The organism is Paenibacillus phytohabitans (assembly GCF_013141775.1).
Classification (GTDB): domain Bacteria; phylum Bacillota; class Bacilli; order Paenibacillales; family Paenibacillaceae; genus Paenibacillus_AQ; species Paenibacillus_AQ phytohabitans.
In genome coordinates, this window is the sequence record NZ_WHOB01000078.1 from 41,062 (window position 1) to 53,876 (window position 12,815).

Genomic DNA, 12,815 nt, shown 5'->3' on the forward strand with positions numbered 1-12,815 from the left:
GTTCTGCCGGAATTTCCCTTACAGTTTAGCTATGGCGCTGACGATGGGAATTGTCTGGAAGATCACATTTTGAACTTGAACAGAGGAGAATGGTCATGCATGAGCTGAATGGAGCTAATCAATGGCATATCAGCATTGGCGGAGATTACGGGTTGAACTTCGCATCGTATGTAGGCTGTTCCGTTGGGGCATTGCGCGGACCTGGAGGGCAGCATGTGTGGCCTGCTTCCGGCTCTGACCCGGGTCTTCCGGACTCCGATTCGCTGAAGTTGGCTTATGAACAGTGGTGGCTCGAGCTGGTGCGTTATAAAACGGATTGCATCCTGGCGGGAAAACATCCGCTGCTGCATCAGCCTCCGGGGTTTGAGACTGTGGCCGATCCGGCACTGCGGCAGACCTGTGCCGGACTGTGGCTGGCTTTTATAGAATGGTGGGAGATGGAGGTGGGGGGGCAGACCGCTATGCGCTTCTGGGAGGCTGCGCCGGACATCTACAATTATATTAACGAGTTTGAGGTGCAGACAGGCAGAAGCATCAGCACCTTCACACTCCGGATCGATCTGGTCTATGGTATTAAGGAACCCGTGAAGCCGGTCCATGGTTATCTTCTGCTGCCGCCCGGTTATAAGTATCTGGTGAACAAGCAATGGTGGATAACGCTTTTAGAGGAGTATTGTTAGCTGGATTTCTTATCTTTGCAGAAGCAGAACTGGGGTGTATGCATTGCCGGGAACAGTAGGATTACATATTTGCTTTGATGAGCGTGGCCGTGAGATTGAGGTTCTGGATGTGACTCCGGTTGCCAGGGACAAATACCGGATTGAAGAAACGCCGATTTTTAACCCGGGGATTGCTCTTGGTGACATCATACGGGTGAGAGAACAAGAGGGCATTGCCTATTATGTAGAAACGGTGCAGAAATCCGGGTTCGTCAGGTATGCCTGGCTGCTTAGCAAAGAAGCGGCTGCTTCGCAGGAAATCCGCAGCTTCACAGAACGGGTTACGGAGCACGAGGGGAGATGGGAGCAGATCTTCGGCGGTTTGCTTGTGATTCATCTGCCTAAACATTCTGCTGTGGATGCAGAGCTGGAAATGTCACGGATTATCGGACGTTTTGAAGCCTAATTATACTAATTCGAGGTGGCATATTATGAAGAAATTCTTGAGACAATGGGTGCCCAGTATTGCAATCGGTATTATTCTATCCTTATTTATCCGGACTTACGTGGCTGAAGCGATGAGAGTACCGACCGGCTCCATGATTCCGACCATTGAGATTAACGACCGCCTGGTTGTGGACAAAATGCTCTGGAACTCCTCGCTGAAGCATGGCGACATTGTTGTGTTCTATCCCCCGGTAGCCGGAGATGAGCATAAAAGATATGTGAAACGGCTGATTGGGCTGCCGGGAGATGAGATTGAGATTAAGGACGGTACCCTGTACCGTAACAATGAGGCGGTTGACGAGCCGTATCTCCAGGAAGCGATGACCTACACCTTCGGACCAGTCACCGTTCCCGCAGACCACTATTTCTTCCTTGGCGATAACCGGAATGTCAGCTATGACGCTCATTTATGGAGTGCTCCGTTTGTAGACAAAGACAAACTGATTGGTAAAGTGCTGTTTGATGTGAATAATCTTTTCTAATTAAAAGCTACGGGCGAACCGGGTAATCTACCACGACGACATTCTCCAGAATCCCCTCCAGCCTTGCCACAAAAGCACGGTGCGCCGGATGCGGCCCGTATTGACGCAGGGCTTCCTGATCTGTAAAGGTCACGCGAAGCCCCAGCGTATAGCCGTGGATATTCTCTGTTTCCTCCGTCATGTTCACTCCTGCCGTAATCTCCACAATTCCCGGAATTTGATCCTTCAGCCCCAGTAAGGCTGCAATCAGGCCTTCTTCACTGCCCGGTTCGAAATGCTCATTGAATTGGAACGCTACCAGATGCTCGTACATAATTGATCCTCCTAATGGTTTTGTAAGCATAAGCTCCCTTTGATCACTTCGTCAAAACTGACTTCGGAAGCATAAGCATCGTTTTGTAAGCCTAACGAGATTATACTATAAATTTGTTCAATGAAAGGGGAACACAATGCCTGAAAACTCCACCGACAGCAGAATCAAGGCCCCCTTGTCTATTCAAACATTGGTTGCTGTCCTCGTTCCGGCCATCATTATGTCAGCTTCTCCTGAAGTCGACCCGGATAGGCATCCTTTTGGCTATTATTTCCGGATTATATGGATAGGATTCTGCCTTGCAGGGTTCCTCTCCATTCTATTCAACACGCTGCGGAAGGCCGGCAGTCTCAAATGGGGGACAGATGCACTTGTGGTTCGCAGCCGCAGTGTTTCCAGCAAAGAGATTAAGGCCATTTGCATAGATGGTCCGTTAGTAGGAATATTGCCCGAAGGAAAATGGATTGTCCCGGTTAATCTGTGCTTCAGATTTATGGGAGACCGGGAACAGGCAATGAAAAGACTGATAAACTGGGCGGAAGCCAACGGAATTCAGCTGAAATACAAGAGATTTGTCAAGTGGCTGTGAGTAATTGTTGGAAAGGCGGCTAAAGACAGGGATTCATTCGAACTAGATTACGGGCAGATTGTGACTTTCACCGGATTGTTACTTTGGGGCCGATTGACTATGATCAAGTAGAGCATAACGGAATATTCCTATAGACTAAAGGGGTGCTGAAACTTGAAAGTACATGTCACGGATCTCAAACACGGCGATTGTCTTATGACAGACACTTTCAACGGTGTAGGTCTGCATGTTCTCCCCAAGGGGACGCATGTTGAACGGGAGGAGATTAGTATCCTCATCCGGCACAAAATTCATTATGTGGATATTGAGCCGCGCAGTATGCAGCAAACGGGCAGTGAAGAAGAGCAAAGTCACGGATTGCATGATGATTTCGATCACGCTATTCTGAATTATGAATCTATTTTTCTGGAAGCGTTGACCCAGGGGAGCTTCTCGCAGTCCATGGTCGATGATACATTGAAACCGCTTCTGGAAACATTGGAGGGGCAAAAGGACGTAGTCTCCCTGCTGCTTCTGCTGGACCGGGATGACATTGATACATATCATCATTCTTTACAGGTTGGCTTACTATCATATTATATTGCATCATGGATGGGCTACTCCAAGGAGGAGCGTTATCTGATCAGCCGCGCCGGCTACCTTCATGATATCGGCAAAAGCCAGGTTCCCCTGTCGATCCTGAACAAACCGGGTATTCTAACCGGTTCTGAAATAGAAGAACTGGCACGCCACACTTCCTATGGTTATGATCTGATCCGCGGCTCCAAGCTGGATGAGGTTACAGCACTCGTAGCGCTGCAGCATCATGAATACGAGGATGGCTCTGGATATCCGAAGCAGCTGCTCAAAAATAATATTCACCCGTACACCCAAATTGTTACCGTAGCCAACATATATATGTCCTTGACCACTTCAACCTTGAACCGTCCGAAGCAAGGACTGGTTACAGTACTGCGCAAGGTACATGAGATGGGCTTCGGCCAGTTGAACGGAACGGTTGTACAGGCACTTACCGGACATTTGCTGCCAAGCTTCGTAGGTAAGAATGTTCAGCTCAGCAACGGCGAAATGGGCATGATTGTAATGAATAACCCGCTGGATCTGTTCAAGCCGCTGGTAAAGGTAGACGAGGGCTTCAGAGATTTGTCCCGTGAGCGCAGCCTGTCTGTAGTTGAAGTCTTTAATTGATATGCCGGCTAAGCGGCTCTCTCTGAAGAGCGCCCGGTTCTTATGAACGGATATACCGTCCCCCGGGATGGTGTATCCGTTTTTTGCGCAACTAGAAGAAGGTATAAGCTTGCCGGTTTGTATTCCGGGAATAGATTGGCTATGATTAATGAGAGATTACTATAGCAATTCTGTGCAGCAGCATAAAGGAGAAATTACAATGAATGCCGACAATCAATTAGAGAAATTCAAGCAGATTAAATACGAGCTTACCCGGTTTATGATGATTTACAAATTCGCCCTCGCCGAAATGGAGACCAAGATTGAGATTCTCAAAGAGGAATTTCAGCTGCTCCATGACTACAGTCCGATCGAGCATACCAAGTCGCGGATTAAATCCCCGGAGAGCATTATGAATAAAATGCTGCGCAAGAACAGCGAGCTGTCACTCACACAGATCAGATCCAGCATCAAGGATATTGCCGGGCTGCGAATTACCTGCTCGTTCATTTCGGATATTTATCAGGTCAGTGCCATGCTGCAGAAGCAGGACGATCTCAAGGTGCTGGCGGTCAAGGATTATATTAAGAACCCGAAGCCGAATGGTTACCAGAGCCTGCATCTGCTCATAGAGGTTCCGGTGTTTATGTCTGACTGCCAGGAGCATGTCTGTGTAGAGGTACAGATTCGTACGATTGCCATGGACTTCTGGGCCAGTCTGGAGCATAAAATTTTCTATAAATACAGCCAGGCGGTTCCCGAGCATCTGACCCGTGAACTCAAGAATGCGGCAGACAAAGCAAATGCACTCGATCTGCAGATGGAACGGCTGCATCGTGAGATTCAGGAAATCAAGGATGCCCAGGAGGACGAGGATTCCTTCTCCGGACTGCGGGAGATTATCATCAATAATCAGCAGTTTAACCTGCCGGCAAACTTTATTAAGCTGTTAGGGGAATAGCCTGACGACACATACGTAAGGTGGAGGATGAAAGGCTCATGCACAGAAAGGCCTATGTTACGGATCTGGATGGAACCCTGCTGAACTCGGAACAACAACTCTCTGCTTACACAGTGCGGGTAATAACGGAAGCGATGGAACAAGGAATGATAATCAGCTTCGCTACAGCGAGAGGGTTCATCAGTGCAGTCAGCGTGGTAGCGGATATTTCCTGGAAATATCCGCTTATTCTTTATAATGGGGCACTTATCTATGACAGCATGACGCACAAAGTGATTGCCGGTTACTGGCTGGACCCCGTTATTTCCGGGGAAATCATCACGATAGGGCGAACCTGCGGAATAACCCCGTTTCATTTCCTGCTGGATGCAGCGGACGGCGAGCGGGTGCTGTATGAAGCGCCTATCCGCACAGGAGATGTGGAGTTCTACAAGTCCCGTATGAATGATGTACGTTTCCGTGAGGTTAAGCGGCTTGATTGTCCGCCAGATCACCGGACGGTGGTGATAACTTACATAGGAAGGCTGGAGGAGTTGGAACCGCTGCACCAGAAAGTGCTTGACCGCTTCGGTTCAGAGGTACATATTCATTTCATGAAGGATATATACATAAAAGATCATTATTTCCTGGAATTCAGCCATCCGGATGCGAATAAAAGTCAGGGGCTGAAGCTATGGGCACAGCATATGGGGCTGGATACAGCGGATGTTGTTGTGTTCGGCGACCATTTGAATGATCTGGGGCTGTTTGCTGCAGCGGGAACAGGTGTCGCGGTGGAGAATGCCCATGAGGATCTTAAAGCTGTCGCACATCGGATTACCGCATCCAACAATGAGAATGGTGTTGCAGTGTTTCTGGCAGAAACTATGAACAAGGGAGAGATGACAGGTGAGTGAACAGCGTCTTCGTACCATTACAGTGAACCAGGCGGGTTATTCCAGTGCAGGGGAGAAGCTTGGCCTATTTACCGGAGAGGTGTCCCGTTTCCGGGTAGTTGATCTGCAGACTGGAAGCGTTGTATTTAGCGGACAGACAGGGGAAGGAGTGGAGGATAAGCCAAGCGGGAGCCGTGTGCATACCGGTGTATTCTCCGCCGTGACGGCTCCGGGCAAGTACCGGATTGAAGGTGAGGATGGACAGGCTTCGGCTGCGTTTGTGATTGCAGACAAGCCTTACGGGGAGCTGCAGCAGGGTTTATTGAAAGCCTTCTATTATTACCGCTGCGGAGTGGAGCTGAGCGGAGAGTACGCCGGTCCTTGGGGACATGAGGCCTGTCATCTGGCAGCAGGAACGGTAATCGGCCAGCCGGAGCTGAAGCTGGATAGCTGTGGCGGCTGGCATGATGCGGGCGACTACGGGAAATATTCCGGGCCCGGAGCCAAGGCCGTTGCCGATCTGCTGTTGGCCTGGGAGCTGTATCCTGCGGCATTTGCCGGTGTATGTACACTGCCGGAGAGTGACGGCGTGATGCCGGATGTACTGCTGGAGTGTAAAGTGGAGCTGGACTGGTTGTTCAAAATGCAGGTGAGCGGCAGCGGTGCTGTGTACCACAAGCTGACCACTCAGAACTTTCCGGGGCTTGATGTGATGCCGGAAGAGGATACGGCGGAGCTGTATTTCTCCCCGGTGTCTGCTGCGGCTACAGGTGACTTCGCCGGTGTAATGGCGATGGCGGCGCGGGTCTATAAGCCGTTCGATGAAGTCTATGCCGCCCGGTGCCTTGAAGCTGCGGTGGCTGCCTGGAACTGGCTGGAGGCACATCCGGAAGAGCCGGGCTTTACTAATCCGCCGGGCATTACAACCGGGGAATACGGTGATGAGGAAGATCAAGATGAGCGCTTCTGGGCAGCGGCGGAGTTGTTCCGGACCACAGGCGGTGAACAATACCATAGCACAGCCAGAGAATTGGCGAAGCTTCCATTCCCGAAATACAGCCTCGGCTGGGCGGATATGGGCGGCTATGGCACACTGGCTTACCTGTTGAACGGGGAAGAGCAAGCTGAGGCTTCTCTGTATGTGGAGCTGAAGGAAGGGCTGGTGGCTGAAGCCGCGCGCCTTCTCCGGCAGAGCCGGGAAGATGGTTACAGAATCTCGCTGCGGGAAGAGGATTATATCTGGGGCAGCAATATGCTGGTCATGAATAATGCCATGCTGCTGCTGGCGGCGGAGCATTTCAGCGGGGAGACTGAATATGCGGCCTGTGCACTGGATCATCTGCATTATCTGCTCGGCCGCAACGTGCTGGGCATCAGCTACGTGACCGGCTTCGGTGAACACGCGGTCATGCATCCGCATCACCGCCCATCCGTGGGAGACACCATAGCAGAACCCGTTCCGGGTCTGGTATCAGGGGGACCTGACCGCGGACTTCATGATGAATATGTGCAGGAGCACTTGCAAGGCAAACCGGCGGCCCAATGTTTCGTTGATCATGAAGACAGCTACTCGACGAATGAGGTCACCATTTACTGGAATTCACCGGCGGTATTCGTGACGGCAAGATTCAATTCCTGATTAGAAGAGGAGACGGGGCCATGCAGCCATTCAAGGTCATTAGTCTGGATATGTTCCAGACTCTGGTGAATATTCAGGGCAGGAGAGCAGAAGTATGGAAGCCGATCCTTAAGCAGGAGTTTAGCGAAGACAAGTCCCGGGAGCTGGGCAGCCAGCTGCTCAGCCACTATTTCGCTGTATCAACCGAAGCACGGGAGGCGGGCAGCTTCATCAGCAGCAAGGAAATATACAGCAGAGGATTTCAGCAAGTATTCATGCAGTATGGCTTGGACTATGATTGCTCTCAGGCTGTAGATAACCTGTTTGCCCAGCACCGGCTGTCCGCAATGTATGTGGACACCGAAGCCTTCCTACAGCGGATCTGCGGGGAGTATCAGGTCTGCATTGTCAGTGATACCGATGAGCTTATGCTACCTGACTTCTACCGGAATTATCAGATGACCCTGTTCACTTCAGAGACATACCGGTCTTATAAGAATGACAGTCATAACCGGATGTTCGCTGAGGTAATTGCCCATTATGGTGTGGAGCCGGAGCAGATTATCCATATTGGAGACTCGGCCTCAGATGTACTCGGTGCGGCCAGAGCAGGAATCAAGTCCTGCTGGATCAACCGGGAACAGCTAACCTGGGAGCATGAAGTGAAACCGGATTATACCGTGGAAACACTGGATGAGGTCTTTGACCTTTTATCACCAGTCACCAGTCTGTCCCCTACCCATAAATGAATAATGAAGGAGCCGTGAGGGAAATGAACCACAAACTGACAGAGCAGGACCTGGAGTTACTGAAGTATCCGATCGGGAAATTCACAGCTGTGGAGAACCGCACGGAAGAAGCGCGGCAAGAATCCATACGGATCATGAAGCAGCTGGCCGCTGAACTTAGAGAGGCTGTTGGGCCGCTAACGTCAGAGCAGCTGGACACGCCTTACCGTCCGGGCGGCTGGACAGTGAGTCAGGTCGTGCATCATCTGGCGGATACCGGCATGTATGCCTATCTGCGCTTCAAACGGGGGCTGACAGAAGAAGCACCGCAGGTACCAAGCTATAGACAGGATCTCTGGGCGGAGCAGAGCGATTATTCGGATGAACCGGCGGAGTCCTCACTTCAGCTGGTGGAGCTGCTTAACCGGAGATTCGCAACCCTGCTTACCTCACTGAAACCGGGTGATTATGATCGAAGCTTCGTAAGTGCAGGTCTGGGCACGTTGACGCTGGATGCCGCAATTCAAAGATATATCTGGCATAGCCGGCATCATCTGGCTCAGATTACTTCGCTAATCCGGCGGAACGGCTGGTAAAACATATTCATATCCATCAAAAAAAGAGCAGAAGGAATGGGGTATCCCCCTTCCATCTGCTCTTTTTCAGTTGTTCGTTATCTCTGCATCATACGGTATCCTAATGAAATCTACTCCCGGCTGGCTTGGACGATTTTGCCGGCAATGGCTGCAGGCTCGGTATGCACCGTAGTCAGATGATCCCCGGTTCCCTCTATATAGCGGAACATACCCAGGTGGCCGGATTGACCCGGATGCCAGCCGCCCGCAGCACCCTGCGGCAGGACCATATCCTCGGTCAGGTACAGATAGCTTTTAGGGAGATCGAGACTGTAGAATTTCTTCAGATCCAGCTTCTGAAAAGCCGGACCGGCAGGCTCGGGAATGACTTTTTTATACAAAGCCTGTGCTTCTTCAGTCGTAGCTGTGTTCACAAACACGTCCCGGAATAAGGGGTAGGGGAGCATAATCGTATTGTTTCCGGAGGCTTTCAGCAATCCCTCGAACAGCAGCTGCACCGGAGCGGGGAACTGGTCGGCCACACTCTGCCCGTCCAGCGGTACAAAAGCATCGAAGAACACAAGCCGTTTAATTCGGTCCGGAACCAGCTCAGCGGTCTTCTGTACAACAGAACCGCCAAAGCTGTGTCCGAGTAAAATAATATCATGCAGATCCTTCTGCTTAATGAAATCTGCTACAGACTTCGTTACTTGCTCGTGTGTGACCATCGTATTCTTGTCCCCGCCATGACCCGCATATTCCGGAGTATAGACGATATGGCCCATTTTGCGGAGTTCTGCCGCCGTTTCATCCCAGAAGCTGGAATCCACCCATGCACCGTGGACAAGCACGAAGGTTAAGCTTTGCTGATCTCTCGGCGTACCTTTTGCCGCTGCTCCTGCGGGTGAGGGGTGGAACGGCAGTAATGCGAGAAGGAAGAGCAGGGCAACCGTCCTGGTTAGCGCTTTTCTGATTCGTTGATTATTCATATCGACTCTGGCCTCCTGCAATGTGATCGAACCTAATAGACAGGATGCCCGGATCCTAGCGTAAAGATGTAATTTCAGGGAAGAAAATGGAACTCAAACTGGTTGTGTACTCCATTTCCCAATCGTATATAATTAAACCATATGGGCTCAGGCAGACAAGGAGGTTGAGGAATGCCTACACCAAAAGGAGCAGAACATAAACCTAAAAGGAAACTCAGTCTAACATTGCTGCTCATGGCCCTGGTGACCATGGTGTTTCTGCTCACAACAACGATTCTGTTTGTTGGCTCTTACCAATCCAAGAAGAAATCCCTGATGGCTACCACGCTTAATCTGAATTACTCCAATGCGGACAGAATGAGCAAAACGGTGGATTCACTGTTTCGTTCAATGCGCAGCAGCTTGATTTATGGCGCGGACAAAATCTCCAGCATGGAGTCAGCAGGGCCGGAAGCTATAGATGAATATCTTGATTTAATGCGCAACAGCAGCAATTACTTTAATTCAATCATCCGGGTAGATGCCGGAGGGAAGGTGCTGAATAATTCACCGGCTGCTCTTGAGATGGTAGGCAAACAGATTATGTCACCTCCGGTGCTGGAAGCGCTGCGGTTGAAGAATGCGTACCTGTCTCCGTCCTATACTTCGTCCACGACCGGCAGAATTCTTTTTTTCATGAGTGAACCGCTGTATAACCAAGACAAACAATACCTGGGTCAGCTCGGGGGTACAGTCTATCTCCAGGATTACAATATCCTGAACATGATATTCGGGAACAATACTGTCGATGAATCGGGTTCCTATTACTATATTGTCAGCTCGGAAGGGCATCTGCTCTTCCATCCCGACAAAACACGAATGAACGAGGATGTAAGTGACAACGAGGTTGTGCAGCTGATGATGCAAGGGAAGAGCGGGGAAATGATGGGGCGCAATACCAAGGGGGTATTGATGCTCGCAGGGTATTCGGCAGTTCCGGCTAACGGCTGGGGTGTTGTTGTGGTATCACCGGTCAAAGTCATCAAGGATCAGCTGCTGGCCCATCTGCGCAAAATCGTATCGTATACGGTGATTCCATTTGTGATCCTGCTGCTGTGCGTATTTGTGCTGGCTCACCGGCTGGCGAAGCCGTTTGTGGTGCTTGCTGACTTGGTGAACCGAATCGGCAAAGAGAATGTTGAGCTTCCCGATCTGAAGCCTCACTGGAACCGGGAGGTGGACCTGCTGACCAAAGCGGTGGTCATTGCCTGGACGGACATCCAGAAGCAGACGAACCAGCTAACCCAGGAAGCGATGACGGATCTGCTGACAGGACTTACGAACCGCAGATCCCTGGATCTGAGCATGAGCCAATGGATTGCCGCCCGGGTGCCTTTTTCTGTAATCGTTCTGGATGTGGACAAATTCAAATTCGTTAACGATACTTACGGCCATCTGGCCGGGGATGAGGTGCTGAGACAGGTGGCTGAAGTGCTTACCGCAAATATCCGCCCGGGTGATGTGTGTGCCCGTTACGGGGGCGAGGAATTTGTGCTGCTGCTCCCGCGGACCAGACCTGAGGATGCCTACAATGTGGCTGAACGGATCCGCCAGACGCTTGAGAAAAGCAAGGTTCCCTTGCCGATGCAAGTGACCTCTTCCCAGGGGATTGCCCATTATCCTACGAATGGCCGTACGCGCGAAGAGCTGCTGGGGAAGGCGGATGAAGCTTTGTATACTGCGAAGCATACCGGCCGGAACCGGACCGTGATTGCCCGCGAATAAGAAAAAGGAGCATCTCCATCATGGGGGTGCTTTTTAGTTTCCTCTCCGCAGCTGAAATTAATCGTCACCTGGGCATTGGCGGATACATATCCTACCTCAGAACGATAAAAAACGGCCTCGATGAAAGGAAGGATTCGCGTGACCTCTTATATGGATTACACGTCACCTAATACACAGTTTACGTTTGACATGAATTGCAACACATTGTTTAAGAAGGATGACTGCAATTATATCAACGTACTGGGTATCAAGAATTTGAATACCCTGGAGAACACCTCGCTGCTTGATATCTATCTCAGCAAATCAAATGTGGTAGAACCGCATTATCATCAGAATGCTGCAGAGCTGGTGTATTGTATATCCGGCTGTGCGGTGGTATCGCTGATCAACCCGTTCACGAATGAGCTGCTGCATTTCCCCATATCACCGGGGCAGGTAGCCAATGTGCCGCAGGGCTGGTGGCATTATGAAGTGGCAACGGTGGATTGTACCCATCTGCTGGCTATCTTCGATGCGCCGACGCCGGAAGTCATTCTGGGATCGGATATTCTGAGCAAGACACCGGCCAATGTTCTGGCTCATACTTACTGTTTGAATGAAGCACTTGTTAAGGAAGCGCTGGCTCCCATTAAGCCCCAGACCTTCATTGGCCCGCCAGCAGATTGCTGCGATCCGTCGCAGGTAGCTGCTGCGAATATGAAGGGTACGAAGATGGCTCCCGTTAATATGGCTCCGATGATGGACAATGCCAATATGGCTCCGATGATGGCAAATGCGAATATGGCGCCTTATAGTTATCAGCAGGCTCCGCAGCCTTTCGGATACCAGCCTATGCCGGTCCACGGCTACTATACCCAGCCGTATGCCCAGCCTTACCGCCAGCATCCATATGTCCAGTTCAATCCGAATGCGGGTAATGCCGTGAATGAGACCGGAATCGAATAGCAGAAAAGGGAATGAAAGAAGACGGCAGCGAATTCTGAGGATTCAGAATACACTGCCGTCTTCTTATTGTCGTCTGCTTCAAGTGATTGCATCTTTCATCAGCGGTTATCCTTGATCCGGAAAGATTGCAGGTAGTCCTGGATATCATCCTGAGGGGTCTTGAGCAGGCCTGCCAGCATACTCTGAATAGAACGCAGCGCTGCAACCTTCTCATCGATCTCGGTGATTTTATCGCGGACTCTTTCCTTTAACGATTCGGCATCCATCTCGGAGCCGAGCAGCGCGAGCGCCGCCTGGATTTCTTTCAGCGAATAGCCCAGCGATTTGGCATCCTTGATGAACTTCAGCTTCACCAGATAATCATCGGAGTAGATCCGGTATCCCTTCGCGGTTCGCCCGGGGACAGGCAGGACGCCGCTGTCTTCATAGTAGCGGATGGCAGCCGCACTCAGTCCCGCCCGCCGGGCCAGCTCTCCGCGGGTCATTCCTTCCATCGGTCAGTCACTCCTTAGATTCGGAATTTATATATGCCCGCATATAGGATCTGGTTGTGAACAACGCGGGTGCCGTCTAATATGGTAAATACTCAATGCACTTCATCAGTCTCATTATTATGGCTAGCAGCATCCCGGTATCCAGCCGC

The 12,815-nt window shown here is 50.9% G+C and carries 15 protein-coding genes; 12 read left to right on the plus strand and 3 right to left on the minus strand.

What is annotated here, in order from left to right; translation table 11 throughout:
- Positions 1-95: 95 nt before the first annotated feature.
- From GC101_RS26375 to lepB, 3 genes are read left to right on the plus strand one after another with little or no spacing between them, the layout of a single operon-like run.
- The gene (locus tag GC101_RS26375; RefSeq protein WP_171719739.1) at positions 96-680 is read left to right on the plus strand and encodes a hypothetical protein; all 585 of its coding nucleotides are present in this window, start codon (positions 96-98) and stop codon (positions 678-680) included.
- Between the two features lie 43 nt (positions 681-723).
- Positions 724-1,125, plus strand: coding sequence for a DUF4265 domain-containing protein (locus GC101_RS26380; RefSeq protein WP_160311794.1), 402 nt, complete (start codon positions 724-726; stop codon positions 1,123-1,125).
- Between the two features lie 25 nt (positions 1,126-1,150).
- Positions 1,151-1,648 (plus strand): signal peptidase I, encoded by a 498-nt coding sequence (gene lepB, locus GC101_RS26385; RefSeq protein ID WP_171719740.1) that lies wholly within the window; start codon positions 1,151-1,153, stop codon positions 1,646-1,648.
- 7 nt (positions 1,649-1,655) lie between these two features.
- Here lepB and GC101_RS26390 read toward each other — a convergent pair whose 3' ends face one another.
- Entirely contained in the window at positions 1,656-1,961 is a 306-nt protein-coding gene (locus GC101_RS26390) for a Dabb family protein (protein ID WP_042136136.1), read from the minus strand.
- A gap of 136 nt (positions 1,962-2,097) precedes the next feature.
- On the opposite strand from GC101_RS26390, the gene GC101_RS26395 reads away from it, so the two are divergent.
- From GC101_RS26395 to GC101_RS26425, 7 genes are all read left to right on the plus strand, one after another.
- A complete protein-coding gene (locus GC101_RS26395; protein ID WP_171719741.1) occupies positions 2,098-2,550 on the plus strand; it encodes a hypothetical protein in 453 nt (150 codons plus the stop codon).
- Between the two features lie 153 nt (positions 2,551-2,703).
- Complete coding sequence (locus GC101_RS26400; protein ID WP_171719742.1) at positions 2,704-3,738, plus strand: HD-GYP domain-containing protein; 1,035 nt, start codon at positions 2,704-2,706, stop codon at positions 3,736-3,738.
- A gap of 199 nt (positions 3,739-3,937) precedes the next feature.
- A complete protein-coding gene (locus tag GC101_RS26405) occupies positions 3,938-4,678 on the plus strand; it encodes a GTP pyrophosphokinase (RefSeq protein WP_042212556.1) in 741 nt (246 codons plus the stop codon).
- 38 nt (positions 4,679-4,716) lie between these two features.
- A complete protein-coding gene (locus tag GC101_RS26410; RefSeq protein WP_171719743.1) occupies positions 4,717-5,574 on the plus strand; it encodes an HAD hydrolase family protein in 858 nt (285 codons plus the stop codon).
- On the plus strand, positions 5,567-7,192 hold the full coding sequence (locus GC101_RS26415; protein WP_171719744.1) for a glycoside hydrolase family 9 protein: 1,626 nt from the start codon (positions 5,567-5,569) through the stop codon (positions 7,190-7,192). Before GC101_RS26410 ends, GC101_RS26415 begins: the two co-directional genes overlap by 8 nt.
- 20 nt (positions 7,193-7,212) lie before the next feature.
- Positions 7,213-7,920 (plus strand): HAD family hydrolase, encoded by a 708-nt coding sequence (locus GC101_RS26420; protein ID WP_171719745.1) that lies wholly within the window; start codon positions 7,213-7,215, stop codon positions 7,918-7,920.
- Positions 7,921-7,943: 23 nt separating this feature from the next.
- Positions 7,944-8,495: a YfiT family bacillithiol transferase gene (locus tag GC101_RS26425; RefSeq protein WP_246354521.1), complete on the plus strand. Its 552-nt coding sequence runs from the start codon at positions 7,944-7,946 to the stop codon at positions 8,493-8,495.
- A gap of 110 nt (positions 8,496-8,605) precedes the next feature.
- Here the strand turns inward: GC101_RS26425 and GC101_RS26430 are convergent, their stop codons facing one another.
- Positions 8,606-9,463 carry an alpha/beta hydrolase gene (locus tag GC101_RS26430; protein ID WP_171719746.1) on the minus strand — a complete coding sequence of 286 codons (858 nt, stop codon included), beginning with the start codon at positions 9,461-9,463 and terminating at the stop codon, positions 8,606-8,608.
- Positions 9,464-9,634: 171 nt separating this feature from the next.
- On the opposite strand from GC101_RS26430, the gene GC101_RS26435 reads away from it, so the two are divergent.
- Together GC101_RS26435 and GC101_RS26440 are read left to right on the plus strand one after the other, a co-directional pair.
- Positions 9,635-11,227 (plus strand): sensor domain-containing diguanylate cyclase, encoded by a 1,593-nt coding sequence (locus GC101_RS26435; RefSeq protein WP_216626757.1) that lies wholly within the window; start codon positions 9,635-9,637, stop codon positions 11,225-11,227.
- A 138-nt stretch (positions 11,228-11,365) separates the two neighbouring features.
- Positions 11,366-12,172, plus strand: coding sequence for a cupin domain-containing protein (locus GC101_RS26440; RefSeq protein ID WP_425497164.1), 807 nt, complete (start codon positions 11,366-11,368; stop codon positions 12,170-12,172).
- A gap of 98 nt (positions 12,173-12,270) precedes the next feature.
- Here GC101_RS26440 and GC101_RS26445 read toward each other — a convergent pair whose 3' ends face one another.
- The gene (locus GC101_RS26445) at positions 12,271-12,666 is read right to left on the minus strand and encodes a MerR family transcriptional regulator (RefSeq protein ID WP_171719748.1); all 396 of its coding nucleotides are present in this window, start codon (positions 12,664-12,666) and stop codon (positions 12,271-12,273) included.
- Positions 12,667-12,815: the final 149 nt, after the last annotated feature.

Coding starts and splice junctions, on each gene's coding strand:
- lepB (WP_171719740.1), top strand. CDS start 1,151: ATGAAGAAATTCTTGAGACAATGGGTGCCCAGTATTGCAATCGGTATT.
- GC101_RS26410 (WP_171719743.1), top strand. CDS start 4,717: ATGCACAGAAAGGCCTATGTTACGGATCTGGATGGAACCCTGCTGAAC.
- GC101_RS26435 (WP_216626757.1), top strand. CDS start 9,635: ATGCCTACACCAAAAGGAGCAGAACATAAACCTAAAAGGAAACTCAGT.
- GC101_RS26445 (WP_171719748.1), bottom strand. CDS start 12,666: ATGGAAGGAATGACCCGCGGAGAGCTGGCCCGGCGGGCGGGACTGAGT.
- GC101_RS26405 (WP_042212556.1), top strand. CDS start 3,938: ATGAATGCCGACAATCAATTAGAGAAATTCAAGCAGATTAAATACGAG.
- GC101_RS26375 (WP_171719739.1), top strand. CDS start 96: ATGCATGAGCTGAATGGAGCTAATCAATGGCATATCAGCATTGGCGGA.
- GC101_RS26390 (WP_042136136.1), bottom strand. CDS start 1,961: ATGTACGAGCATCTGGTAGCGTTCCAATTCAATGAGCATTTCGAACCG.
- GC101_RS26395 (WP_171719741.1), top strand. CDS start 2,098: ATGCCTGAAAACTCCACCGACAGCAGAATCAAGGCCCCCTTGTCTATT.
- GC101_RS26425 (WP_246354521.1), top strand. CDS start 7,944: ATGAACCACAAACTGACAGAGCAGGACCTGGAGTTACTGAAGTATCCG.
- GC101_RS26420 (WP_171719745.1), top strand. CDS start 7,213: ATGCAGCCATTCAAGGTCATTAGTCTGGATATGTTCCAGACTCTGGTG.
- GC101_RS26430 (WP_171719746.1), bottom strand. CDS start 9,463: ATGAATAATCAACGAATCAGAAAAGCGCTAACCAGGACGGTTGCCCTG.